This is a genomic window from Kordia sp. (assembly GCF_022447245.1).
Classification (GTDB): Bacteria; Bacteroidota; Bacteroidia; order Flavobacteriales; family Flavobacteriaceae; genus Kordia.
In genome coordinates this window covers 63,272-88,764 of record NZ_JAKVBC010000013.1, presented here as the reverse complement: position 1 = coordinate 88,764, position 25,493 = coordinate 63,272, and the positions used below count along the sequence as shown (strand labels likewise).

Sequence of the window (25,493 nt, the reverse complement as noted above, 5' to 3'; positions counted from 1 at the left end):
TTGGTAATAAAAAATAAAAAAATAAATATAATGTATTTTAAAGAATTTGACATTCGTTGGAGCGATTTAGATGCAAATCGTCACCTTGCTAACTCCGCATATATCAACTTTATGAGTCATACACGCATGGGATTTTTAATTGAAAATGGCTTTACGCAAAGGGAATTAGCCAAAAACAATATTGGTCCTGTCGTTTTTTATGAACACATGTATTACTTTAAAGAAGCTTTTCTAGGAAAACCTGTTAAAGTATCCTTGGAAGTCGCAGGCTTAAGCGAAGACGGAATGTTCTTCGAATTTGTCCATAATTTTTATGATGCGAATGGAAAAAACTTTGCTAGCTGTGAAATGATGGGCGCTTGGATTGATTTAAAAACGCGTCAATTAATCGGTTTGCCAGCACAATTCAACGATGCAATGCGCAACGTTCCACATGCACAAAACTTTAAAGCTTTGACCAAAGAAGATACACGTCGTTTTGGCAAAAAGCCGCAAAACTTAGAGTAACTATTTGATAGTTAGTTCAAGAATGCTACATTTTGTTACACTTTATACTAATTATAGCTTAAAATTATTGTAAAAAAGTGTGTTTTATTACAGTAATTTTAAGCTATAAACAGCGCTACTTAAATTGAGTAGTTGACATCAAGAAATTGTAGAAATTCTCTTTCTGTGTTATTGTTTTATTTCCAGAATCGTAGCGTGTCTATATAGTCGTTAATACTACTTAGCCATTCACTAACCTGTAAAGAAGCTTCTGCATCTACCGATCTACCGAAGATATATACTGTAAATACAACATAGATGAGTAGCAGTAGTACAGCGCTTACCATTCCCATTTTTGGTTTTGCGATATAGATAAAGAAGGCAATGAGTGTAAATATGAATAATAAGATTCTGAGTTCTGCTACGTTTTGTACGGTATCAGGTGACATTGCAATAGGTCCGTAGAAAATGGTAAATAAGAACAATGGGAATCCTAATGCAAAACATACATCAAAGATGTTACTTCCTAGTGCATTTGATACGGCATCATCATAATTTCCTTTTTTAGCATCTTTCATTGAAAGAATGGTATCTGGAACACTCGTTGCAGCACTTGCTAAGATTACTGCGATAAAATAAATTGGAACTCCGAGTCCGCCATCTCCAAAGTATTCAATTCCATCTCCCAACCATTCACACGCTTTTACTAAGAGCAAACAAGCTGCACCAATAACAAGCATGGCTACAATTAACAATGTCCAGCCATTTTTTGAGTTGATTTTATCTTTAACAAATACAGGTTCAAGATTTAGTGTAATAAGATTCATAAAAAATCCAGCATCCGATTCTTCTTCCTCTTCGTCCTCATCGTCTTCTTCCTCTTCTTCACCTGCTGATTTCATAGAGGTAAGCATGTATATTGCATACGCTGCATATAATCCCATTAAAATAAGTCCGTGTGTCCAATTTAAGGTGTCTCCTCCTAATAAAAAGATTAATACAAATTCACACACCAAAAGCGAAATTCCGTCTCTTAAAAGTACTTTTTTGGAGACTTCTACATGTGAGGTAACACGTTTTAAAACCACTACTAAAATCACAACTGCAGGAATAATCATTCCATTAAAAATGGCACTACCTGCCGTAGTTCCAATTCCACCTGCAAATCCATCTCGGTCTTTTAAGACAAAGAGAAAAAATAGCGTTGTAAATAGTTCTGGCATGGAGGAGCCAATAGCATTAATAGTTGCGCCACGAACACCTTCGCTAAGATTTCTTCCTAGATATTCAGAAGCGGCTTCAAAGCCATCACTTGCACGCCATATAATGATACAGCATAATACAATTAGTAGTATTGAAATTAGAATCGACATAGTTTAGTTGATTTATTATTGATTAGTTATTGTTACGGTTGCTACTCTTGTTCCTTTGTCAGTCGCTAAAAGTAGTTTATTTCCATTGATGAGTTCTACACTTTGTCCAGGAGGAATTTCCGTGTCGTTTGTTAGGTCTTTTAAAGTGGTTAAATCTTCATTAACAAGTAACCATTTTCCATGGTGGAAAGCAAAGTAGCCTAATCGTTTTTTATCGTAATTTGTCAGTTTTTCATTTCGAATGATATTTCTATCTACATGCCATTTATGCAATGTGGTATTGTGGCAAATTACTAAACGCTGATTTTCAGGCTTCCACACATTTGGTTCAAGCTGGTAGAAGAAATCTAATACCGGAATGGAATGTTTGTACTGTGTGCCGCAGAAAGGACATTTGGTAACTTTAGAATTGTCAAAAATAAACCATTGTTGCTCGCAAGATGCATTGCTGCATTTTAGTTTTAAATCGTCTGTTTTTATCAATGCTTGTTCCCAACTTTCTGCAATTGGACGTTCTCTAGGGTTTTGTAAACCTTTGATGAATGCTTGATCGAACAGTTGTTTTAAATACGGTCCTGCAATTGTGTACGGTGTACTATTTAAATCGGTCCAAGGATGGAAATTTTTCACATTATCGCCGTATTCTCGTTTGAAATTTCGGTTGCTGTCATCTGTAGGATGCTCAATGAATAAGGCTTTGGATCCCATTAGTAAATCTTCTTCTTCGTCGGCTTCCATCTGTCCAAAATAGTTTCCGCCGCGCAATGGATGTCTGTAAAACAGATACATGTAGATTAATACAGCGAGTGCATGTAAATCTGTAAGTCGATTCGGTAAATTTCTATTCGGATCTTTGGCGTCCAAATGCTTTGTGGCAATTACTTCTGGTGCAATAAAGTCAGCTGTTCCAATCACTTCTGGTGGATATAAGCCTGGAACTACTAAACCATCAATATCAATAATTGCAGCAGTTTTAGTAACAGGATCAATCAATACGTTTTTATAAGATAAATCAGAATGTGCCAAACCAGCTGCATGCAATCGTTTTACACCACGTGCAATGTTTACACATACTTGAAAATAGCTAAGCCAGTTTCCAAGTTCTGATTTAGCCAAACGCAATTTTGAAGTTTTTGATCTAAATTTAGCACTTGCATACCATTTTCCTTCTTTTTCTGCGCCTTTTAGTAAGTCTAGATTTTCATATCCTTTCGCAAAAAAGAAATTTTTAGAATAGGTTGGCACTACAATACCAATTAAGTCTTTTTCAGAAATAACATCCGTAGGCCATGAATATAGTTTCTTATAATAATCGCCGCCTTCTCGTTCAAAAAAGCTTTGATAATAGGTAGTTACAATTTTCTTTAATCGTTCTATAGAATTGTAGTTCTGCTTGTCTCTATAAAAGGCAACAACATAGTCTTTGTTGGGACTGAAATACACATCTTTCATTCCTCCGCGCATCGGGTTTCCATTATCAACATATTGATAACTTTTGCTAGTGTTTATGATAGAAGTTACTGTTTTCGTTGCCATACTAAAGTTTCTAATATATAATTGCTAAAGTTCGATCGTCATGGTTTCCTTTACTCCAAAAGCTCATCCAATTGCTTAGTTGTATTTCGGCTACTGAGAGTTCTCCGCCAAAATCAACACCAATTCCATCTTCGTTATTTCCTTCTAAATCTGTAATAAATTCAAGCCATTTTCCTGTTTTTTCTAGATTTGCTTCTACTTCGAACTTAGGATCATAAATACCGTCAGTCATTAAAAATAGATAGGAGAAATCTGAAATTATGTGCACCTTGAATCGGGTTGCCATAGGTCTTTCTTGCGAGTGAAATATAGATGGTTGTGTTAAAAAGCGCGTGCCGCCCCCAAATTCACCAACATCTAGCCAATTTAATAAACGAGCTTCTGTTTTATCTTTATTTACAATACCAATTGGACAATCGCCCACACCAAACGTAAGGAATACATATCCTAATTTTATTTTTTTAATTGCGGTTACAATTAATGTTGTATGAAAGTATTCTGACTTATAATTTGCATTCTTCTTTGTAAATAATTCAGGGTGTTTTTCAAAAGTTTCTTCTGCTAACGAATTGATTTTAGTATGTGCATGTAATACTGCTTTGTACAGTACTTTTTTACCATCATTTCTAGCTTCTTCAAGCAAAGGTTCATCTTTTGTCTCAGCAAACTCGTCCAATTTAGTTTCAATTAGTTCCAATTGCTTATTTGGAAGAATTTCGTTTTCAAAATAGTTAATGATTTCGTTACAAGCAACTCTTGAGCCCTCTCTGGAAAAACTAGCACTTCCAGCACCATCGGCAACAGCGACAACACTCCAATCATTTTCTTCAAAATGTTTGTATGCAAAATCATCATCTCTAAAACTTCCGTCATTTTGGTGCGATCGTCCTCTGTTGGAAGCAATAATTATTGATTTTTCTCCTAATGATCCTGAGGTAGATTTGTTGTCTTCTTTCCAAAAAATTGCTTCTGTATCACTCGGAATGTTTTTCCAAAGTGATTTAGGATCTGGATTGAAAACAATATCAATTAGTTTTTCGTTTGGTTCTGAAATTTCAGGTTCACCTTCAACTTTAAATAGTATTTTTAGTTTAAAGTTTCCGCTGATTTTTGGTGTTCCTTCTAGTGTGAGTGTTTCTTTATCTAAGGTAAGCCCAAGTTCGTCAAGTCCTTCAAAATGATATTTAACTACATGGTGTTCTTCAAAAAGAAACTTATTGATGGTGTGAGTATATGGAATATTTTGCGTACCGTTAGGAACACGAATAGTTTTATCCGTGAAGTTAATGATATGCGTTCTTATTTGCCATTTTTCCATAATCTCGTTTTGGATATCTTTTATTGTTTGTATTTTATTTTGAAAATATTCGTCATTACTAAATTCCTCTAACAGTTGGTCATTGATGACTTTGTTTTTAGAATGGAGTAACTTTTTTATGTATTCGCTTGGAGTACTCATTGATTATCCTTGCGTACGATTTACATCAAAACCACCAGTTCCTGCACCATATCTTCCTTGATTTCCACATGCAGGACAGGTTGAAATTTCTTCATCTCCTATGCAATGAACTTGACCACATTGGCATACGGCAAACGCAATTTGATTTCCACAGCATGGGCATGTAGGTGCGCCAATAAGTTCTTCTGTGTTTACAGTAAATGTGAGTCCGCTGTTATCTGATAATTCTTTATAAGTATGGTCAACTTGATAGGCTCCATTAAGTCTATATGCTTTTGTGCCTAATTCTACACCTCCAAACATCGATTGTCTGATGACTTTTTTATATTTCATCAAATAATCTTTTTTGGTGTTTTGACACTTACCGCTAATCACTACAAAATTATCGTCTACTTTATTTCTGTTTTCTGTTGGAAGGTCTTTAGAGACGTCTACTTCTTCTAAATTATCAGACCTTAAATTTGCAAGCTCAAAACCAGATTTGTTGTTTTCAACACTTTCACTACTTGTTTTGATAGAATCTGTAACCCATTTAAAGAATTCTTTATAGGCAGTATGATCTGTATTTTTTAGATGAATGATGTTTTCAGTAAGCTGATTTAGTACATGTGTATCCGCTCCGTCCCCTAAAGAAACTGCTACTAAATTTGCAGTAGATTTCCAGTTGTTTTGCCATTCTCTGATCGCCACGCTACTGTCATCGGTAGGAACACCATCGGTAAATAAGAATACAATTGGTTTCCAATCTCCTTTTTGTTGCGCGGTAGTTTGTACTAAATTCTTTCTGAGTTCAAACATTAAGTGTCCCAAGCCTTTTCCTAAAGAAGTTCCGCTTCCAATAGGGAATTTTGGTGGATAAAAGCTGATAATATCTTGAAGAGGAACTAAGGTTTTTGCTTCTCCAGCAAATACGACTATTGAAATCCATACTGTTTCTAGGGCTCTAGGATCTGTTTTTAGTTCTTGAATAATATTTGCAATTCCGTCTTGTACTTCGCTGATAGGGTCACCTACCATAGATTCAGAAACGTCAATTAGAAAATATATTGGTAGTCTTCTCATGCCATCATAATTAGTAATAATAAAATTAGTAGTACAAATTGTGCAGTATCTAATGCAATACCGTTGCCTACTTGATGAGGTTTAAAAAATTGACTAAATGCTTTAAGAATGGGCTTTATGACTAATATTATATAGCCAAATCCTTTTTTGTATTTAGGTAATATTCGAGCTTCGTATGCGTATAGTTTGCTAAATAGGAATAATGCTATAATTAGTAAACCAGCACATAATTTTAGTAATACCATTTAGATTACAATTATGTCTTCACTTGGTGGAGGAGGTAAAGAAACAGTATCAGTGGTTCCCAAACTTTTATTTCCTTGTTCAATAGTGTCAGAAACCCACATAAAGAATTGTTTCAATGTGTTGCTATCGGTTGTTTGCAAGTGAACTACAGTGTCTGTAAGTTCTTTTAATTTTTCATCATCAGCAAGGTGACCAGCAGCACAACCTACAATTGTACCGAAATTAACTGCCTTAATTTTGGGAACTGTTTCTCGATATAATTGTACGTCAGAAGGTTTTCCATCAGTAAATAAAAATAATAATGGTCTCCAATCTCCTTTTTGTTCTGCGGTACCTTTGCGGATGTCTGTTTTTACTTTTTGAGCTAGAAAATCTAACGCCTTTCCAGTGAATGTAGGACCACTTTGCGGACAGGTAATTTCAGGTAATTGAAATGATTGTAAGTCCGTTAGTGGAATTAATTCTTTTACTTCTCTATCAAATGTAATGATGCTAATCCATAATGTTTCTGAAGCTTGCGGATCAGAACGTAATGTACTTATCATTCCTGATAAAGCATTGTTTAATGCTTCAATAGGTTCTCCATACATGGAACCAGAGGTATCTAACAAGAAATATACTGGAAGTCTTCTCATAAGTCTATTTTAAAAGATTTTCTAGGTTTTCAGGCAGTGATCCTGTAGCTTGTTTTAAGTGGTTTAAAAGTGCAAGCTCAGTTGCATCTATTTGTCCGTCACCTTCAATTTGTTTTGCTAAATATGCGGCTTCATCAGCATCAATTTCACCTTTTGATCCTTCATCATCCAGGACAAAACTGGAAATAGCTTTTACAAATAAATCGGTCCATGAACTGTCATTATCTTTTCCAGAAACGGCATCATTTAGCTCAAATAAGAAGTCTGCTTCTTCCTGATCAATAACACCATCGTCATATAATACAGCTTCTAATTCTTTTACTTCACCAGCATCAATTACTCCGTCAGCTAATATATCTTTCTTTAATTCTTCTAAGGTTTTCATTTTTTGATTTTATAAATTTGGTTTAATGTTATAATACAATATTTAATTCATCTGGTGGAGGCGGCAATTCATTTAAGCCACCTGCTTCTTTTCCAGAATCTTCTACTTTTGCTGAGGTCACTCCAATAGAGGCTGTTACCCAAGCAAAAAATTGTGATATGCTATGACTGTCGGCAGTGTCTAAACTAACCACATTTTCTGTGATTTGTTTTAGCAGCGAGGTATCTGCGCCACTTCCTGCGGCACAAGCTACTACTATTGCAGTATGTCTTCTGCCAAGTTCACTCAATCCTCGTTGAATATCATCTGTAGGGATTCCGTCAGTCATGATAAAAATTAGAGGCTTCCAGTCTCCTTTACTATCGATCGTAGTAGAAGCAACTTCATTGTCAATACATCTACTTACCAATTCTAAGGCTCCGCCCATAGCAGTTGTTCCGCCAGCTTGTATGTCAGGTATTTGAAACGAACTTAAGTCCGTCAAAGGAACTACTTGTTGTGCAGTACTACTAAAAGTAATGATGCTTAAATAAGCAGTTTCAATTGCTTGTGGGTTTTGTCGTAGTGAACTAACCATTAATTGAACACCGTTTTTAACAGCTTCAATTGGTTCTCCCATCATTGAGCCAGATGTATCAAGTAAAACGTAAACCGGTAGCTTTCTCATAAGTATTATCTAGCATGATTTGTTAATATTTTTTGAATTGTCTGTAAGAATATTTTATCGTTAGATGGTTCTCCGATGGCATCAAATTTCCATTCTCCATTTCTAAGATACAATTTCCCCATAATTAATGCTCCTTTTCCAGCATACGATCCATCTGTTACGATATCGTAGCTAGAGTGTACATTGTTTACTCTTGTTGGTGTTCCTTCGTACATTCTAATCTTTGCAAAAGGAATGTGAGAGAAATCAAAGTTTTGCCCTTTGTTTAAGTAAATGTTTAAGAAGAAGAATATTTTGTCAATGTTAGCGTCAACTCTGTTTAAGTCTACGCTGATAATTTCATTGTCAAGTCCGTCATCTCCTCCAACATCACCTTGTCTGTCATCACCACTATGACGAAGTGCACCATCTTTAGAACTTAACTTTCCTAATGGATAGTTGTTTTGTTGTAAGAATCCGTTGTATTCAGGAGAATAAATCCAGTCTACAAGTTCTCCGTTTGTGTCTGTCATGATGCAGCTCAAGTCTAAATCAACATCTTCAACGACTTTCTTCTTACCTCCAAAGAAGCCTTTTTTTATTGTTTCTATTGCTCCCCAGTTTACACCTACACAAAAGTTAGTAAGTTTTTCTCCTGATGATTTTCTTAAGTCAATTTTCTGCCCTTTGGTTAAATTTATAGCCATGCTGATTTTAGTTTTAATGTTTAGTTACTTAATTAAGTAGTTTTGATTGTTTTTAAAAGTATGTTTTACATGTATTTCTGAGAAATTACGTTGATAGTTTCTGTTAAGTCACTGGCTGAAGTTGGATCTCCAATTGCATTGAATTTCCATTCGCCATCCTTTTTGTGGAGTGCGCCCATTACCATAGATACATATCCTTGGAAAGATGGATCGGAAGCAACATCGTACGTAGCAAAAATTTGTGATACTCTATCTGGCGTTCCTTCATACAATCGTATCGAAGCGAAAGGAATCGTAGCAAAATCTTGCTTTTTATAGCTGTTTAAGAAGAAAACAATTTTTTCAATAGACGAATTTATTCGAGTTAAGTCTACCGAAATGATTTCATTGTCCAAACCGTCATCTCCAGCTGTATCTCCTTCACGATCGTCACCACTATGAATAATGGAACCATCACCAGACGCTAATTGCCTGAAAGAAACAGTGTCTACAAGTATTTTGTTAGCATCAAACATGCAACAGCTTGCATCTAAATCTACAGCTTCAACAAAAGTTTTTGTTACTTTTTCTGTTTTGCCGCCGAAGCCAAGAAAACCTCCTTTTTTTTCATCGATGGTATAAGAGCGTTGAATAGCTCCCCAATTTACACCGACACAAAATTTTAATAAATTAGAAGATTCTCCTGAAGGTGTTTTTTTTCTGAGATCAATTTTCTGTCCCTTCGATAGATTGATAGCCATGTATTATTTAGTTGTATTTATTTAAGAAATCACCAAGGCCACCAGGCATACCAGTACCTATAGCTTCAAACTTCCACTCGCCATTGCGTTTGTAAATTCTGCCAAATTCTACAGCCGTTTCTATTGAAAAGTCTTCGTCTAACTCAAATTTCATTACTTCTGTATTGCTTGAGTTGTCCACAATACGAACAAAAGAGTTGCGTACTTGTCCAAAGTTTTGTTTTCTAACATCATATTGATCAATAGTCACTACAATACAAATCTCTGTAGCTTTATCATCAATTTTAGATAAATCGATACGTATAGATTCGTCATCTCCATCTCCTTCACCAGTTCTATTATCTCCTGTATGCTCAACAGCACCGTCAGGTGATTTTAAATTATTATAAAACACAAAGTGTTGATCTGATAATATTTTTTTATTGTCACCCAAAATAAAAACGGATGCATCTAAGTCAAAATCGGCACCTGTAGCTGTTGTATTTGTATCCCAGCCCAGTCCTACAGTAAAATTTCCTGTAGTTAACTTTTCTCTTTGCCCTTTTTGTAAGTTTATTGCCATGTATTTATTATTTAATTACTTCTCCAGAGTAATACTTGTTCACGAAAAATCCTAAATCTTCTTTATATCCAATACCAGAAGCTTCAAACTTCCATTCACCATTACGTTTGTATAATCGGCCAAATTCTACAGCTGTTTCAATTGAGAAGTCTTCGTCAAGCTCATATTTAGCTACCACTTCATTTTTAGCATCATCTACAATTCTGATGTAAGAGTTGCGTACTTGTCCAAAGTTTTGTTTTCTTGCTTCGTAATCTTCAATAGTTACTACAAACAGAATTTCTTCAATTTCATCTGGAATTAAAGTCAAGTCAACAATGATTGCTTCATCATCGTCACCATCACTAGAGTTCCCATCTGGATCATCTCCTGTGTGTATTACAGAGCCGTCAGGTGATTCTAAGTTATTGTAAAATATAAAATGAGTCTCTTTTGCGAGTCTTCGGTCTTTATTTAAAAGAAATGCTGAAGCATCAAGATCAAAGTCATGCCCAGTTCCTTCATTTGGATCCCATCCTAAACCTATCGTCAATTTGGATAAGCCGATTCCAATTTTTTGTCCCTTTTGTAAATTTATAGCCATTTGAAATATTTTTGCTGTGAATCTCAAATATAAAAAAATGCTACTAGAAAGTGATGTATATTAAAAAAAATTCAATAAGAAAAATCGTTTAATTTATAAGCGTAACGTGTATTTTTCTTATAACAGGTGCAAAAAAATGCAAATTAATGATGAAAATAACGTAAATTTTAGTAGTTCAGATATTTGAGTGTTAATGGTTGGTGTTAAATATGTAATGTGTTGATAATGTGTATTTTAAATTATTTTTTTGAATATTAATTAAAAGACATACTTTTAAGTACACCTAAAAAACTTTATTAACTAACATCAAAAAAAATATGGAAAATATTCCTGTGAATTGGATTGCGCTCGAAGTAGCGGCATTATCTACACTAGTCATTGGATTTTTATGGTACGGATTGTTATTTCGTAAAGCTTGGATGAAAGAAAAGGGCATGGCATTACGTTATGGCTTAAGTGTTGTATTGGCTATTATAGCTGTATTTTTTATTTATGCAACTTCGGTAGCGACAGGAGGATTAGGATCAGATGATTTCATGGTGTTGAAGTAAGTAGATTTCATACATTTGGTCATGGAATAATACATGGTGCCGGAGCAGCATTATTTTTGGTGATGCCAGCATTGGTTACTAATTCGCTTTTAGAACAAAAGTCACTTAAATACATATTGATAAGTGTTGGATATTAGGTTGTTACATTCCTCATTATGGGTGGAATTGTGAATGCTTGGGTATAATTGACAAATATGTAAATGCAAAAAGAGGTTGTTAACAACCTCTTTTTTTATTTTATTTAGTTTCCGTCAATTACCCTTTCCAAATAGAATGCTGTAATCCCACTATGTATGGAATGCCTCTAAAAACGCTAATATCTAGGGCTTTTCCACCGCCACGATATTCTACCCAACGGTTGTATCGATGACGAAAAATACCATTATTAATTCCTATCACCCAAACGGTTCCATCTTGATCGCAAGCAATTTTTTGTCCAATTCCTCTTCCGCGAAGTTGTATCCAACCCATTCCATTTCCTTGCCATATGCTCCCGTCTTCTCCAATGATGTATGGGACGCCACGATGTGCAGCAATATCCACAGCTTTTCCGCCACCAGGATATAAATTCCAGTTTCTGCCATCAAACGAAAATACATTATTATTGATACCTATGATCCATAGTTGTCCATTGTCACTGTAAATTCGTTTTCCTAATCCGTTTCCAGGCATTGGAACCCAACCTGAGCCCGTTCCTTTCCATATTCCGTTATTCACTCCGATGATATATGGAGTTCCTCTGTGTACCGTAATATCAATGGCTTTTCCGCCACCGGGATATTCTCGCCATGAGCGACCATTAAAGGAAAAAATACTATTTCCCATGCCAATTACCCAAACGTTTCCATTGTCATTGCAAATAGCTTTTCCTTTTCCACCACCGCGTAATTGTTTCCAAACTTGAGCATTAGCAGCAGTAAAACAAAACAGTACTAAAACGAGTGTATATGTAATTTTTTTCATTGTAGTGTTATTAAAAGTTGTTCCTAAAAATACAAATTTAATACCATTCAGAAATTACAGATAAGAATATAAAATAAAAAAAGCCTCAGAAATCATTTTTTCCAAGGCTTTTTATACTAAGTTTTATTCAAATTATTATTCTCCTCTGTCTCGTTTTCCTGGATATGCAATTGTACCGTGTTCCGATAAATCCAATCGTTTTTCTTCCACTTCAGCACTCACACGTAAGCCGATTGTTTTCTTAAGTGTGTATAAAACAATGAAAGATAAAACGATAGCCCAAACAGCATACGCTAAAACTCCAATAGCTTGTGTGCCTAATTGAGAGGCTCCACCACCATTAAAAAGTCCAATGCCTTTGTCGCCATCAATACCCCAAAGTCCTATTACTAAAGTTCCCCAAGCACCAACAACACCATGAACAGAAACCGCACCGATGGCATCATCAATTTTTAGCTTTTTCTCGATAAATTCAATAGAAATTACTACTAAAACACCACCAATTAAACCAGCCAAAACAGCACCTCCACAAGACATATTACCACAGCCAGCAGTAATACTAACCAAACCGGCTAATGCACCGTTCAACGTTTGTGCTAAATGAGGTTTTCCATACCAAATCCAAGTAGTTATTAATGCTGCTAAACCACCTGCTGCGGCAGATAAATTAGTGATTAAAACAACATTAGAAGCTCCTATGGCATCTGCGCCTCCCCAAGCAAGCTGAGATCCACCATTAAAACCAAACCAGCCCAACCATAGGATAAACACACCTAAAGTTGCCATAATTTGGTTGTGCCCTGGAATAGGAATCACTTTTCCGTCAACAAATTTTCCGATACGAGGTCCTACTAAGATAGCAGCTACCAAGGCAGCCCAACCACCAACAGAATGTACAATAGACGAACCTGCAAAATCAATAAATCCAAGCTTAGTTAACCAACCTTCTCCTTGCCATTGCCAACCTCCAGAAATTGGATAAATCACCGCGGTCATTACTAATGAGAAAATGATATAGGTAGAGTATTTTGTTCTACCTGCAATCGCTCCAGAAACAATCGTAGCAGCAGTAGCGGCAAACATAGTTTGGAAAAATAAATCGGCACCTTCTCCTTGGAATAATCCACTCCAGAAAAACCAACCATTAGAAGTGTCTCCATACATTAAAGAGTATCCAACAAGCCAATATGTTAACGAACCGACGCAAATGTCTAGAATGTTTTTCATAGCGATGTTAACCGCGTTTTTAGAACGTGTCATACCTGATTCTACTAGTGTAAAACCAGCCTGCATAAAGAAAACTAAAATGCCTGAAAGAAGCATCCAAAGCATTCCCAAATCTGTATTAATGGCATTTACCGCTGCCTCTATGTCTTTAGTAGTCGCAGGAACAACTTCTTGAGGCGTAATTATAGTTGGTAAAATTGTTAAAAAATTATCCATCATAATTGTATTTATTATTAGTACTTATTTTTGATTAAAATTTGTAGATAGCAGCTAAAACAAAAGAACCTAAACTTTTAGTAGCCATTAAATCTGTATCAATAAAGATGTCTTCTGAACCGCTGTCAAATCGGAATTCAGGCTTAATGATTAAATCTTCATCAATTACATAACTTCCAGTAAGTGTTACGGCAATTACACTTGGGTCATCACTTACGGCATCACTTTGTGTTTGAAAATATTCTCCGCGGATACCAATAGTTAATGATTCTGTAGCGCTGTATTGAGGTTAAATATCTACACCGTAAAACCCTTCGCCTTCATTGTCGGCATAAGCAGCGTTAATTCCAATAAAAATTCCTTCTGAAGCGTCAAAACCTCCAGTGTAGTCAATTTCAAAACCTAATCCAGCTTTATCATATAAAAGATTTAAGAATTGATTGTTGTAGCCTAATTGAGCTCCGACAGCATAACTGCCATCAGGATTAAATTCGGTAACATCAGTTTGGTTAAAAACCCCAAGCATTAAGCTAAAATCTTCAGAAAGTGTAAAGTCAGCTTTCAAACCTGTGTGTGAAAAAGGTCCGTTCGAAAATAAATACGAAGTACTGTAGTTAAAGTTTCCTGTTGGAGAGATCACTTCATATCCTAAAAAGGTGTTGAACTTTCCAATGGTCAGTTTAGTATTTTCGCTAACATTATAATAAGCGAACAACTGATTTAATACAGTGGCACTTGCAGCTTCTTCTCTAGGTCCAAAAACTAAATCGGCAACAGCACCGACTTTCCCTTTCTCATAGCTAGCAATAAGATTAGCCATACCGAGAGAAAAACCAGAGGTGTCTGCAAACGAAGTGGTGGGTGCTATTTGATCTGCATCATTAGGGGCTGTTAAATTGGTTCTGTGATAGGCATCAACACTTCCTTCAAAAAGGAATTTCTTTTTAGGAGTTTCTGAGTTCTCCTCCTGTGCATTTACAATTAAAGTTGTTAATAGTAGTGTTAGCGTAAAAAAATGTCTCATAAAGTCTATTTTGTATTAGTTAAACGCTTTCAAAACTATATAAACTTTATTTTAACCCTTAAAAAAACAGGGGCTAAGCTTTAATTTTTATTGATATACGAATTTAAACCCTATTTTTTTATGGGTATAATTTTTTTTATTCATTTTTTTAATAAATCAACAATCTTAATTTTGAGGAATATTCAAAATTTTAATAAAAACAATAATTATATTTCATCGAAATGTATTTTTCGCAAACGTTTTCGTAAAAATCAACAATTTTTGATGATTTTTTTTAGCTGTGTTTTTCGTAAAAATTGGACTTAAAATTGCCTTTTTCTCATTTAAGAAGCGTTTAATTATGGATTTGAGAAAAGTGAGATCTCTTTTTTTATTATAAAATTCTGGATTCTATATTCGTTAACGAATCATGGTTGAAAAACCTCCAAAATTATTTGATGATGCTAAAGAAACAAGGACTCTATTTGCCAGAATTTGAACACGATAATTGTGGTGCAGGATTTATATGTAGTTTAACTGGGAAACGATCTAATGATATTATTCATAAAGCACTTGAAATTTTAGTAAAATTAGAACACCGAGGAGCTGTAAGTTCTGATGGTGTTACAGGAGATGGTGCAGGAATATTAATTGATATTCCGCATACTTTTTTTGAAAAGTTTTGCAATTTTAAACTGCCTAGTGCTGGTGAATATGCAGTAAGTAATGTATTTCTTCCTCAAAAAATAAATCAGCGTGAGTTTTGTATCGAAGTTTTTGAAAATGAAATCAAAAATCAAGGACTTACACTTATAGGATGGAGAGATGTTCCTGTAAATAGTGATATCTTAGGAGAAATAGCAAAAGAAACAGAACCTTTTGTAAAACAACTATTTATTGGAAAAGCAAACGCAAAGCAATCTAACCAAGATTTTAATTTAAAACTATTTGCAGCGCGCAAAATAGCAGAGCATACCATATATAATTCTAAATTGTCCGAGCAGCAGTTCTTTTATGTACCAAGTTTGTCTACGAAGATTATCATTTTTAAAGGATTGTTAAAACCAGAACATATTAATGAATACTATCTTGATCTGTTTGATTCAGATTTGGATACACGTTTAGCATTAGTACATCAGCGTTTTTCAACCAATACCTTTCCAACGTGGGATTTAGCACAGCCATTTAGATACATTTGTCATAATGGAGAAATTAATACCCTTCGCGGGAATGTATCTCGTATGTTTTCTCGTGAAGAAATTATGAAAAGTCCATTGTTTGGCAATGATATAAAGAAAATATTACCAACGATCTTAAAAGGAAAATCAGATTCTGCAACCTTAGATATGGTGGTGGAATTGTTGCTCATGACAGGTCGATCGTTACCAGAAGCAATGATGATGTTGGTGCCAGAAGCTTGGGAGAAAAACCCAGACATGTCTGATGCTAAAAAAGCTTTTTACGAGTACAATTCTTGTTTAATGGAACCTTGGGACGGACCAGCATCTATTCCGTTTACAGATGGTAATTACATTGGAGCCGTTTTAGATAGAAATGGATTGCGCCCGTCACGATATACAGTAACGAAACATGGAAATGTAATCATGTCATCAGAAACGGGAGTAGTTGACATTCAACCAGAAAATGTGGCGTATCATGGGCGTTTAGAACCTGGGAAAATGTTTTTGGTAAATATGAATGAAGGAAGAATTGTAAATGATGAGGAAATCAAAGAATCCATCGCAGCCAAATACCCATACCGAAAATGGTTGAATGAAAACTTAATTCATTTACGAAATATATCAGCTAAAAAAGGTCCGATCAAATATGATGAAATTGAACTCAAAAAACGAGAAGTAGTTTTTGGATACACGCAAGAAGATTTAGACACCATCATTCGCCCAATGGCACAAAATGCTAAAGAACCAATTGGATCTATGGGAAGTGATACACCAATTGCAATTCTTTCTGAAAGACCACAATTAGTATATAACTATTTTAAACAATTATTTGCCCAAGTAACCAATCCGCCATTAGATGGTGTTCGAGAAGAATTGATTACAGATATTAGTTTGACTTTGGGAAGCGATGTCAATCTTTTTGATATAAATGCAGAACACTGCAAAAAACTCAAAATTCAAAATCCAGTTATCTCAAAACACGATTTAGATAAAATTAGAAACTACGAAAGCAATCCAAATTTTAAAGTAGAATCTATTTCGATTTTATACGAAGTAAATAGAGGGTTGAACGAATTGGAAATTGCGCTTGAAAATTTAATGCACAAAGCATCAAAAGCCATTGATAATGGAGCAAATATTATCATTCTATCTGATAGATATGTAGATGAAAAACATGCGCCAATTCCAGTATTATTAGCGTGTTCATACTTAAACCATGCATTACATAAGCTCAAAAAACGCTCACAAATCAGTCTCATTATAGAATCTGCTGAACCAAGAGAAGTACATCATTTTGCCTTACTATTTGGCTTTGGAGCGAGTGCCGTAAATCCGTATATCGTCAATGAAATTGTAGAAAAGCAAGTACTCAATGGAGATATTACAGATTTAGAATACTTAGCTGCCATCAAAAATTATAACAAGGCCATTGGAAAAGGAATTCTAAAAGTGATGAACAAAATCGGAATCTCTACCTTAAACTCGTATCGAGGATCACAACTATTTGAATGTGTCGGAATCAACACAGCAACAGTCAAAAAATATTTTCCAAATACACCAACACGTATCCAAGGAATTGGTTTGCGTGAGATAGAACAAGAAATTGTAAAACGTCACAAAAAAGCATTTCAACCAAATGAAGTAAATGCAGGTATTGAAGTAGGTGGAGAATACAGATGGCGACGCGGACAAGAAAAACATATGTTTAATCCGTTAACTGTAGCAAAACTTCAAGAGTCGGTACGTACCAATAAAGCGACTACTTTCAAGGAATACTCAAAACTAGTAAATGATCAATCCAAAACATTAATGACAATTAGAGGTTTGTTTGAATTTGATCAATTTGACCCAATACCACTCGATGAAGTAGAGCCGTGGACGGAAATTGTAAAGCGTTTCAAAACAGGAGCTATGTCGTATGGTTCTATCAGTAAAGAAGCCCATGAAAATTTGGCGATTGCCATGAACAGAATTGGCGGAAAATCAAACTCAGGTGAAGGAGGAGAAGATCAAGAACGCTTCTATAAAAGTTCACAAGGCGATTGGAAAAATTCAGCTATCAAACAAGTAGCTTCTGGACGCTTTGGAGTTACATCTAACTATTTGACAAGCGCGAATGAAATTCAAATCAAAATAGCACAAGGAGCAAAACCCGGAGAAGGAGGACAATTGCCTGGACCAAAAGTAAATCCGCAAATTGCCAAAACACGAAACTCTACACCGTATGTAGGACTCATTTCGCCGCCACCGCATCACGATATTTATTCCATAGAAGATTTATCACAATTAATTTATGATGTAAAATCTGCAAATCGTGAAGCGCGTATCAATGTCAAATTAGTTTCTGAGATTGGTGTAGGAACTGTGGCAGCTGGAGTTGCCAAAGCAAAAGCAGACGTCATACTTATATCTGGTTTTGATGGCGGAACAGGAGCTTCTCCATTAACCTCTTTAAAACATGCAGGCTTACCATGGGAATTAGGAATTGCAGAAGCACAACAAACCTTGGTGATGAACGATTTGCGAAATCGTGTCGTATTAGAATGTGATGGACAATTAAAAACGGGTCGCGATGTTGCGATTGCCTGTTTATTAGGTGCAGAAGAATTCGGTTTTGCAACAGCGCCATTAGTAGCTTCTGGTTGTGTAATGATGCGAGTATGTCACTTAAATACTTGTCCAGTTGGAATTGCAACTCAAAATCCTGAATTGCGAAAAAAATTCAAAGGAAAGCCAGAGCATGTTGTTAACTACATGTACTTCTTAGCGCAAGAATTACGAGAAATTATGGCACAACTTGGATTCAAAACGGTTAATGAAATGGTTGGTCAAGTACAAAAACTCAACAGAAACAAAGCGATTGAACATTACAAAGCGTCAGGAATTGACTTAACGCCAATTCTGCACAAAGTAGAAGTTGCTGATGATGTAAAACTCTACAATACAGAAGTACAAGATCATCAACTTGAAACACATTTAGATTTTAATATTATCAAACAAGCACACCAAGCTTTATTTAGAAGACAGCGAACAGACTTAAAATTAGATATCACCAATATTGACAGAGCAGTTGGCGCTATTGTAAGTAATGAAATCTCAAAAATTTACGGGGCTGAAGGTTTGCCAGAAGATACAATAAACATAGACTTTAAAGGTTCTGCAGGACAAAGTTTTGGTGCGTTTGCCACAAAAGGAATTCGTATGACGGTTCATGGAAATACCAATGATTATTTAGGAAAAGGGCTTTCTGGCGGAAAGCTCATCATAAAAGTTCCTGAAGTATCTACAATCATTCCTGAAGATAATATCATTACTGGAAATGTAACGCTTTATGGAGCTACTTCTGGAGAAGTGTATATCAATGGAAAAGCGGGAGAGCGTTTTTGTGTGCGAAACTCAGGCGCAAAGGCAGTGGTAGAAGGTATTGGCGATCATGGATGTGAATATATGACTGGTGGTGTTGCGGTAATTCTTGGAGAAGTAGGACGTAATTTTGGTGCAGGAATGAGTGGTGGAATCGCCTATGTTTTAGCGGAAGACAATACATTTTTCCAAAACTGTAATTCGGATAGTTTAAACATTGATTCAGTAGAATTAAAAGAAGATGAAATGGAATTAAAGCAACTTATACAAAATCATTATCGAGTAACATCAAGTCCGCTAGCAAAACGAATCTTAGAACAATGGGAAGACTATCTTCCGAAATTTATAAAAGTGCTTCCAGAAGAGTATAGAAAAGCATTACTACGATTAGAACAAGAACAACTTCAAACAGCGTAAGACATGGGAAAAACAACAGGATTTATGGAGTACAAACGCCTAGATGAAGCGTATGAAACTCCAGCAGAACGTATCAAAAACTATAAAGAGTTTACAATTGCATTGCAAAAATCAAAGCTCGAAGATCAAGGCGCACGTTGTATGGATTGTGGTATTCCATTTTGTCATAGTGGTTGTCCGCTGGGAAATCTAATTCCAGACTTTAATGACAAAGTCTATCGTGGAAAATGGAAAGCTGCTGCAGAAATTTTACATTCCACCAATAACTTTCCAGAATTTACAGGTCGTTTATGTCCTGCGCCCTGTGAAGAAGCTTGTGTGTTAGGAATCAATGAAGATCCAGTAAGTATCGAAAACATTGAAAAAAACATCATAGAAACAGCTTTTCAAGAAGGTTGGATCAAAGCAAATCCGCCAAAAATAAGAACTGGAAAATCAGTGGCAATTGTAGGTTCAGGACCTGCAGGTTTAGCAGCTGCACAACAACTCAATCGAGCGGGTCATACTGTAACTGTTTTTGAGCGTGATGGAAAAATTGGAGGCTTGTTGCGTTATGGAATTCCAGATTTTAAAATGGAAAAACATGTCATTGACAGGCGTTTAAAAATATTAGAAGAAGAAGGTATTATTTTTAAAACCAACGCGCATGTTGGTGTCAATATTGATGCAAAACAATTGCAAAAGGACTTTGATGCAGTAGTACTCTGTGGTGGGGCAACTGTTCGAAGAACGCTTCCTATTGATGGTGCAGATGCAAAAGGCGTACATCAAGCAATTGATTTTTTAAAACTAAACAATCAATATGTTGATGGTTTGGTAAATTTTGAAAATATCATTTCGGCAAAAGATAAAAAAGTCATTGTGATTGGTGGTGGAGATACAGGTTCTGATTGTATCGGTACGAGCAATCGTCATGGTGCAATTTCGGTGACTAATTTTGAAATATTAAACAAACCGACTGTTGGTCGTCCTGCACATCAGCCGTGGCCGTATTGGCCAATGAAACTTAAAGAAACGTCTTCGCATCAAGAAGGTGTGGAACGTTTTTTTAGTATTGCTACAAAAAAATTCATTAGTGATGCCAACGGAAACTTAACAGGTTTAAAAACGGTAGAAGTGGAATGGATTTTTAAAAAAGGAGAACGTCCGCAACTCAACCAAATTCCAAACACAGAAAAGCATTGGGATTGTGATTTAGTCTTATTGGCTTTAGGATTTACAGGCGCAGAAAAAACACTTGTAGATGAATTTGAATTGGAGATGGATTTCAGAAACAATATAATGGCAACGACTAAAAACTATGCTACCAACAAATCAGGAATTTTTGTTGCAGGTGATATGCGTAGAGGGCAATCGCTCATTGTGTGGGCAATCTCAGAAGGTCGCCAAGCAGCACATCATATAGATGCTTTCTTGATGGGAAGTACTAATTTACCATTAAAAGATGTGAATGATTTACCGCGTGTATAAACTCATTTATTTGATAAAAAAGTAGCTGTTATCATTTAAAATCTAGTGATTAAGGCTTATTAATGCTTCTTTACGTAGCTTACAAGACTTTGATTGAATAATGTTATTGCAATGCTTCAGTATTATATGACAAAAAATCATGTAGTATTGAAGCATTGTTGTTTAGTGTTACTCTCTTATAAAATTACAACCATGCGGAAGTCTGTCTCTTGTATGTATCATTATTTATAAGTTAATAGTAAATAATTATTAAAAACATATTGAAATACTATAAACTAAACAATATATTTGTGGAATTCATTAATGCAACTCAGTTGCATTAATGAATAAATCTTTTACCTAACCATGAATAAAAAAAGAATCAATGAGAGTAAAGAGTAACACTATAGATATTATCGCGCTTACAAGTTCATTAATTTGTGCCATACATTGTGCTGCAATCCCTATTGTATTATCATTTTCTTCCTTAAGTAGTTTACATTTTTTGGAAAATCCTTGGATAGAATGGACGTTCATTCTTATGGGAGTTGTATTTGTTTTTACATCGCTATGGCCTAGCTATAAAAAGATGCATCATCAAAGAAAACCTTTACTGCTCGCAGGAATAGGTTTTGCGTTAATTGCTATTGGAAGATTTGAATTTACAGAATTATGGGAAGTTGTCAATACTGTTTTAGGAGCATTATTTGTGTCATCAGCGCATTATGTTAATTGGAAACTTTTAAGAGTTTCTCGAAAGCATGAGCATTAAAAAGTGAAACATCTTTTAGAGAGTATCTTAGACCACATTTTCCCCTCAAACGTATACAATGATAAAAACAGAAAATCTTACATTTCATTACAAACAAAAAGAACATACATTCCACTTTCCCAATGTTGCCTTAAAACCGCAAGAGAATCTACTTATTTTAGGTAAATCTGGAATAGGAAAAACAACACTCTTGCATCTTTTGGCAGGTTTATTAAAACCTGTTAGTGGTACTATACATATTGATGAAGTTGATATTAGTTCTTTAAGAACAAGAAAGTTAGATGTCTTTAGAGGACAAAATATTGGACTCGTATTTCAAAAAAATCATGCGGTTAGATCTTTAAGTATTTTTGAAAATTTGCAAGCACGTCTTTTCTTTAGCAAAAAAAGCATTCATAACACTGCTATTGATGAATTATTAAAAGAATTAGGTTTAATAGAATATAAAAATCGTAAAGTCAATGCTTTGAGCGAAGGGCAATTGCAACGTTTAGGAATTGCATTGTCTGTTATTCATAATCCGAAAGTTATTTTGGCGGATGAACCGACCTCAAGTTTGGATGATGAAAATTGTGGTATTGTTATTGAACTTCTCAAAAAACAAGCAAAACAATCCAATGCAAATCTAATAGTTATTACCCACGATCATAGAGTGAAATCATCATTTTCAAACACCATAACATTATGATGCTGTGGAAGATTAGCATACAAAATATCAAAATTAAACCGATATACACTTTTTTGAGTGTCTTTATTTTAGGTTTAAGTATTGCCTTGCTCATAGGAATACAGCAATTAAAAACATCTTTCAAGTATCAAATGAAAAACAATTTGGGAGATATTGATTTGGTTATTGGAGCAAAAGGTAGCCCTTTACAATTGGTGCTGTCTTCTGTACTGCACTTGGATAATCCTACAGGAAATATCTCATATGGAGAAGCAAAAAAAATAGCTGAAAATCCTTTTATAAAACAAGCGATTCCAATTTCTTATGGCGACAATTATAAAGGTTATAAAATTGTTGGAACAACAAGCGATTTTCCTACTATTTACAATGCTGAGTTAGAGAAAGGGCGTACTGTAAAAAATGCTATGGAAGTTGTACTAGGGCATTTAGTTGCTGAAAAATTAAAGCTAAAAATAGGAGATACTTTTTTAAGTTCTCACGGCTTAGTAGAAAACAGTATTGATGTACACGAAGAAGAATTAATTGTAGTTGGTATTTACAAACCTACACAAAAAGTTATAGATAGACTGATTATTACTAATCTTGAAAGTGTGTGGGACGTACACGATCATGATCATGTTGATGAAGATCACGAAGAAGATACTCATGAGCATACAGCTGATTCAGATATTCATGAAGATCATGAAGATCATGAAGAAGATACGCATGAACATGAAAATCATGATGAAAAAGAAATTACTTCGTTATTGGTTTCGTTTAGAAATCCAACAGGGTTTTTAACACTTCCAAGAAGAATTAATGAAAACACAAATATGCAGGCAGCTTTGCCTAAATATGAACTAGATAGATTGTACGAATATACAGGTGTAGGGTTTAAAACAATTTCTTGGATTGCGTATATAATTTTAGTGATCTCTAACATTATTATTTTTATAAGTCTCTATAAAATGGTAAGAGAGCGTTCGTTCGATTTAGCATTATTACGTACCTATGGTGCAAATAAAAATCAATTGATAAAAATAATTGCTTACGAAGGGCTAATAATTGTATGCATTGCGTTTGTAGTAGGCTTGATACTCTCAAAAATGGGACTTTACTTTTTAGTGAATAATGTAGATGTAATGAGCAATCAAAAAATACTTCAAAGTATCACATTTGAAGATTTCGCTCAAATAGGAGCATTGATATTTATAATGATAGCCGCAGCTATTTTACTGGCAATATATCCGATTACAAAAATGAATATCTCAACAATTTTAAGTAATGAAAAATAAAATCTTAATAACGTTACTATTTTTAAGTTGTACTGTAGGTTTTGCACAAAAGAAGATTACTTGGCGAAATTTGGCAAAAGTAAAATTTGAAAAAAAATACTTTCCTACTTATGATGAATATTTCTTGTATCCACATTTTTCGTCTTCAGTAAAAGCATTAGAAGGAAAAAAAGTAAGTATTACAGGGTATTTTTTAAATATAGACCCAAGTGGTGGGTTATTTGTGCTTTCCAAAGGACCTATGTCTTCATGTTTTTTCTGCGGAGTTGGCGGACCTGAAACCGCAATAGAAGTAGAATTTACCTCTCCTCCAATCTATAGAACTGATGATATTGTTACCATTACAGGGATCTTAAAACTTAATAGTGAAGATGTAGAGCATTTTAATTATATACTAACAAAAAGTACAGGGAAATTGATAAAATAAACCACACAATTTACTGCAAACACATAAATAGCAACAATATTTTTTAAAATTAAATTAGGATTCTAAAAAAACATTTTCAATCTTTGACCTAACAAATGAAAAAACAAATTATCTATATCATTTCTATTATTGTCATTGTGATTAGTTCACAAGGATAAGGAATGCTATATAATTTCAGTATAAAATTTACAAAGCCTTCCTTTATCGGGAAGGCTTTTTTTATTTTAAAATTGGAAACAAAATTTCGTCAAGCTGAATCAAGTTCAGCTTCACATAAAAGAGATAAATAAAACAACAAGATTCTGAATCAAGTTCAGAATGACATTCAAAAAGCAGAACACAAAAGCGAAAAGTATAAAAAACAATGAATCAAATAACAACAAGCATTATCGTCATCGTCATTATTATTATGAACTCTACCTGAGTTGATACGATTTGCTATATAAAAAATAAAAGCCTGTATCAATTGAGATACAGGCTTTTTTTATGAAAAAAACACTGGTTGAGTGTTGTATTTGAAAACAATTAAACAATTAATAATCAGTGGTTTAAAATAAAAATTTAACAATTGATTTTAGGGAAAAGAACAAAACTGAACACAAAAAAAAGTACAATAAAATTAATTTCGAATCATAATAACAATTACATGTATTATACAAACGACAGTATCATCTATCACAACGGAGCATACATGCATCCTGAAAAGGCTTCGGGAAACATGTACAGTCAAACATTGCACTATGGAAATGGTGTATTTGAAGGAATTAGAGCTTATAAAATAAAATTTGGCGCAAAAATCTTCAAAGCAGAAGAACACTATGAGCGCCTAAAATATGGAGCGCAAGTCATGGGAATTCCATGTAACTATTCCGTAGAAGAATTAGTGGCGATTACATATAAACTATTAGAAAAAAACAATTTAGAAGACGCCTATATTCGTCCATTGCTTACCACAGGAGCAAACATGAGCTTATTAACTGCTAAAGAGTCGTCCCTAACGATTCAATGTTGGGAATGGGGAAAATATATGGGAGATAAACTCCTAAAAGTAAAAACTTCACGTTTTCAAAGACCGAATCCAAAATCGTGCTTTGTAGAAGCAAAAGTAACAGGGCATTATACAAATTCAATCTTATCTACAAACGAGGCTAAAAATGCAGGTTACGATGAAGCTTTACTGTTAGACATGAACGGAAACGTAGCAGAATGTTCTGGTGCAAATGTATTCATGGAAAAAGACGGTAAACTCTACACGCCAAAACGTGGACATATCATGGCAGGAATTACGCGTTCTACAATTCTTGAAATCTGTAAAGAAGAAGGTTTCTCGGTAGAAGAAAAGCATTTTACACTTGACGAACTAAAACAAGCAGACAGTGCATTCTTTACAGGAACCGCTGCTGAAGTAGTTGGTTTGGAATCGTTAGATGATTATAAGTTTCCACTTTCGTGGGAATCGTCTCTAGGTTACAAACTCATGAAGCTTTACAAGCAAGAAGTAGTATGCGAACGCTCTAAAAAACTATCAGAAGCAGTATAAAT

The 25,493-nt window shown here is 34.8% G+C and carries 22 protein-coding genes and 2 pseudogenes; 10 read left to right on the top strand and 14 right to left on the bottom strand.

Going from position 1 to position 25,493, the window contains the following annotated elements; translation table 11 throughout:
- The first annotated feature begins 30 nt into the window (after positions 1-30).
- Positions 31-507 carry an acyl-CoA thioesterase gene (locus MK119_RS10865; protein ID WP_366512794.1) on the top strand — a complete coding sequence of 159 codons (477 nt, stop codon included), beginning with the start codon at positions 31-33 and terminating at the stop codon, positions 505-507.
- A 176-nt stretch (positions 508-683) separates the two neighbouring features.
- On the opposite strand, the gene MK119_RS10860 is transcribed toward MK119_RS10865, so the two are convergent.
- The 11 genes from MK119_RS10860 to MK119_RS10810 form a co-directional block, all read right to left on the bottom strand.
- The gene (locus MK119_RS10860) at positions 684-1,859 is read right to left on the bottom strand and encodes a sodium:calcium antiporter (RefSeq protein ID WP_290678281.1); all 1,176 of its coding nucleotides are present in this window, start codon (positions 1,857-1,859) and stop codon (positions 684-686) included.
- Between the two features lie 15 nt (positions 1,860-1,874).
- Positions 1,875-3,395: a kinase gene (locus MK119_RS10855; protein WP_290678278.1), complete on the bottom strand. Its 1,521-nt coding sequence runs from the start codon at positions 3,393-3,395 to the stop codon at positions 1,875-1,877.
- Between the two features lie 10 nt (positions 3,396-3,405).
- A complete protein-coding gene (locus MK119_RS10850; RefSeq protein ID WP_290678275.1) occupies positions 3,406-4,854 on the bottom strand; it encodes a PP2C family serine/threonine-protein phosphatase in 1,449 nt (482 codons plus the stop codon).
- A gap of 3 nt (positions 4,855-4,857) precedes the next feature.
- On the bottom strand, positions 4,858-5,916 hold the full coding sequence (locus MK119_RS10845; protein WP_290678272.1) for a TerY-C metal binding domain-containing protein: 1,059 nt from the start codon (positions 5,914-5,916) through the stop codon (positions 4,858-4,860).
- A gap of 245 nt (positions 5,917-6,161) precedes the next feature.
- Positions 6,162-6,797: a VWA domain-containing protein gene (locus tag MK119_RS10840; RefSeq protein WP_290678269.1), complete on the bottom strand. Its 636-nt coding sequence runs from the start codon at positions 6,795-6,797 to the stop codon at positions 6,162-6,164.
- A gap of 4 nt (positions 6,798-6,801) precedes the next feature.
- Positions 6,802-7,182, bottom strand: coding sequence for a TerB family tellurite resistance protein (locus MK119_RS10835; protein WP_290678267.1), 381 nt, complete (start codon positions 7,180-7,182; stop codon positions 6,802-6,804).
- Between the two features lie 28 nt (positions 7,183-7,210).
- Positions 7,211-7,849 (bottom strand): VWA domain-containing protein, encoded by a 639-nt coding sequence (locus MK119_RS10830; protein WP_290678265.1) that lies wholly within the window; start codon positions 7,847-7,849, stop codon positions 7,211-7,213.
- A gap of 5 nt (positions 7,850-7,854) precedes the next feature.
- Complete coding sequence (locus tag MK119_RS10825; protein ID WP_290678263.1) at positions 7,855-8,535, bottom strand: TerD family protein; 681 nt, start codon at positions 8,533-8,535, stop codon at positions 7,855-7,857.
- Positions 8,536-8,600: 65 nt separating this feature from the next.
- Positions 8,601-9,275, bottom strand: coding sequence for a TerD family protein (locus tag MK119_RS10820; RefSeq protein WP_290678261.1), 675 nt, complete (start codon positions 9,273-9,275; stop codon positions 8,601-8,603).
- A 7-nt stretch (positions 9,276-9,282) separates the two neighbouring features.
- Complete coding sequence (locus MK119_RS10815; protein WP_290678260.1) at positions 9,283-9,837, bottom strand: TerD family protein; 555 nt, start codon at positions 9,835-9,837, stop codon at positions 9,283-9,285.
- Positions 9,838-9,844: 7 nt separating this feature from the next.
- The gene (locus tag MK119_RS10810) at positions 9,845-10,420 is read right to left on the bottom strand and encodes a TerD family protein (RefSeq protein WP_290678257.1); all 576 of its coding nucleotides are present in this window, start codon (positions 10,418-10,420) and stop codon (positions 9,845-9,847) included.
- 317 nt (positions 10,421-10,737) lie between these two features.
- Here MK119_RS10810 and MK119_RS10805 point away from each other — a divergent pair, with 317 nt between their 5' ends.
- Positions 10,738-10,971: a DUF1761 domain-containing protein gene (locus MK119_RS10805; protein WP_290678254.1), complete on the top strand. Its 234-nt coding sequence runs from the start codon at positions 10,738-10,740 to the stop codon at positions 10,969-10,971.
- 20 nt (positions 10,972-10,991) lie between these two features.
- Positions 10,992-11,108: pseudogene (locus MK119_RS24280) on the top strand (DUF1761 domain-containing protein); the annotation flags it as partial.
- Between the two features lie 118 nt (positions 11,109-11,226).
- Here the strand turns inward: MK119_RS24280 and MK119_RS10800 are convergent.
- The 3 genes and pseudogenes from MK119_RS10800 to MK119_RS10790 form a co-directional block, all read right to left on the bottom strand.
- Complete coding sequence (locus tag MK119_RS10800; RefSeq protein WP_290678251.1) at positions 11,227-11,934, bottom strand: hypothetical protein; 708 nt, start codon at positions 11,932-11,934, stop codon at positions 11,227-11,229.
- Between the two features lie 135 nt (positions 11,935-12,069).
- Positions 12,070-13,377, bottom strand: a complete 1,308-nt coding sequence (locus MK119_RS10795) for an ammonium transporter (RefSeq protein ID WP_290678403.1) — start codon at positions 13,375-13,377, stop codon at positions 12,070-12,072.
- A gap of 34 nt (positions 13,378-13,411) precedes the next feature.
- A pseudogene (locus tag MK119_RS10790) lies at positions 13,412-14,401 on the bottom strand (outer membrane beta-barrel protein).
- A gap of 437 nt (positions 14,402-14,838) precedes the next feature.
- Between MK119_RS10790 and gltB the strand changes: the two are divergent.
- The 7 genes from gltB (at position 14,839) to MK119_RS10755 (ending at position 25,491) form a co-directional block, all read left to right on the top strand.
- Positions 14,839-19,341 carry a glutamate synthase large subunit gene (gltB, locus tag MK119_RS10785; protein WP_290678248.1) on the top strand — a complete coding sequence of 1,501 codons (4,503 nt, stop codon included), beginning with the start codon at positions 14,839-14,841 and terminating at the stop codon, positions 19,339-19,341.
- 3 nt (positions 19,342-19,344) lie between these two features.
- Positions 19,345-20,811, top strand: coding sequence for a glutamate synthase subunit beta (locus MK119_RS10780; RefSeq protein ID WP_290678245.1), 1,467 nt, complete (start codon positions 19,345-19,347; stop codon positions 20,809-20,811).
- Between the two features lie 364 nt (positions 20,812-21,175).
- Positions 21,176-21,562, top strand: coding sequence for a MerC domain-containing protein (locus MK119_RS10775; protein ID WP_290678242.1), 387 nt, complete (start codon positions 21,176-21,178; stop codon positions 21,560-21,562).
- Between the two features lie 58 nt (positions 21,563-21,620).
- Positions 21,621-22,250: an ATP-binding cassette domain-containing protein gene (locus tag MK119_RS10770; protein ID WP_290678239.1), complete on the top strand. Its 630-nt coding sequence runs from the start codon at positions 21,621-21,623 to the stop codon at positions 22,248-22,250.
- 53 nt (positions 22,251-22,303) lie between these two features.
- Positions 22,304-23,524, top strand: coding sequence for an ABC transporter permease (locus MK119_RS10765; RefSeq protein ID WP_290678236.1), 1,221 nt, complete (start codon positions 22,304-22,306; stop codon positions 23,522-23,524).
- Positions 23,514-23,951 (top strand): hypothetical protein, encoded by a 438-nt coding sequence (locus MK119_RS10760; RefSeq protein WP_290678233.1) that lies wholly within the window; start codon positions 23,514-23,516, stop codon positions 23,949-23,951. The genes MK119_RS10765 and MK119_RS10760 overlap by 11 nt, the downstream gene beginning before the upstream one ends.
- 646 nt (positions 23,952-24,597) lie before the next feature.
- A complete protein-coding gene (locus tag MK119_RS10755; RefSeq protein ID WP_290678230.1) occupies positions 24,598-25,491 on the top strand; it encodes a branched-chain amino acid transaminase in 894 nt (297 codons plus the stop codon).
- Positions 25,492-25,493 lie beyond the last annotated feature (2 nt).

Excerpts from the sequence above, each read along its gene's own strand:
- MK119_RS10865 (WP_366512794.1), top strand. The coding sequence starts at position 31 with ATGTATTTTAAAGAATTTGACATTCGTTGGAGCGATTTAGATGCAAAT.
- MK119_RS10860 (WP_290678281.1), bottom strand. The coding sequence starts at position 1,859 with ATGTCGATTCTAATTTCAATACTACTAATTGTATTATGCTGTATCATT.
- MK119_RS10855 (WP_290678278.1), bottom strand. The coding sequence starts at position 3,395 with ATGGCAACGAAAACAGTAACTTCTATCATAAACACTAGCAAAAGTTAT.
- MK119_RS10850 (WP_290678275.1), bottom strand. The coding sequence starts at position 4,854 with ATGAGTACTCCAAGCGAATACATAAAAAAGTTACTCCATTCTAAAAAC.
- MK119_RS10845 (WP_290678272.1), bottom strand. The coding sequence starts at position 5,916 with ATGAGAAGACTACCAATATATTTTCTAATTGACGTTTCTGAATCTATG.
- MK119_RS10840 (WP_290678269.1), bottom strand. The coding sequence starts at position 6,797 with ATGAGAAGACTTCCAGTATATTTCTTGTTAGATACCTCTGGTTCCATG.
- MK119_RS10835 (WP_290678267.1), bottom strand. The coding sequence starts at position 7,182 with ATGAAAACCTTAGAAGAATTAAAGAAAGATATATTAGCTGACGGAGTA.
- MK119_RS10830 (WP_290678265.1), bottom strand. The coding sequence starts at position 7,849 with ATGAGAAAGCTACCGGTTTACGTTTTACTTGATACATCTGGCTCAATG.
- MK119_RS10825 (WP_290678263.1), bottom strand. The coding sequence starts at position 8,535 with ATGGCTATAAATTTAACCAAAGGGCAGAAAATTGACTTAAGAAAATCA.
- MK119_RS10820 (WP_290678261.1), bottom strand. The coding sequence starts at position 9,275 with ATGGCTATCAATCTATCGAAGGGACAGAAAATTGATCTCAGAAAAAAA.
- MK119_RS10815 (WP_290678260.1), bottom strand. The coding sequence starts at position 9,837 with ATGGCAATAAACTTACAAAAAGGGCAAAGAGAAAAGTTAACTACAGGA.
- MK119_RS10810 (WP_290678257.1), bottom strand. The coding sequence starts at position 10,420 with ATGGCTATAAATTTACAAAAGGGACAAAAAATTGGAATCGGCTTATCC.
- MK119_RS10805 (WP_290678254.1), top strand. The coding sequence starts at position 10,738 with ATGGAAAATATTCCTGTGAATTGGATTGCGCTCGAAGTAGCGGCATTA.
- MK119_RS10800 (WP_290678251.1), bottom strand. The coding sequence starts at position 11,934 with ATGAAAAAAATTACATATACACTCGTTTTAGTACTGTTTTGTTTTACT.
- MK119_RS10795 (WP_290678403.1), bottom strand. The coding sequence starts at position 13,377 with ATGGATAATTTTTTAACAATTTTACCAACTATAATTACGCCTCAAGAA.
- gltB (WP_290678248.1), top strand. The coding sequence starts at position 14,839 with ATGATGCTAAAGAAACAAGGACTCTATTTGCCAGAATTTGAACACGAT.
- MK119_RS10780 (WP_290678245.1), top strand. The coding sequence starts at position 19,345 with ATGGGAAAAACAACAGGATTTATGGAGTACAAACGCCTAGATGAAGCG.
- MK119_RS10775 (WP_290678242.1), top strand. The coding sequence starts at position 21,176 with ATGAGAGTAAAGAGTAACACTATAGATATTATCGCGCTTACAAGTTCA.
- MK119_RS10770 (WP_290678239.1), top strand. The coding sequence starts at position 21,621 with ATGATAAAAACAGAAAATCTTACATTTCATTACAAACAAAAAGAACAT.
- MK119_RS10760 (WP_290678233.1), top strand. The coding sequence starts at position 23,514 with ATGAAAAATAAAATCTTAATAACGTTACTATTTTTAAGTTGTACTGTA.
- MK119_RS10755 (WP_290678230.1), top strand. The coding sequence starts at position 24,598 with ATGTATTATACAAACGACAGTATCATCTATCACAACGGAGCATACATG.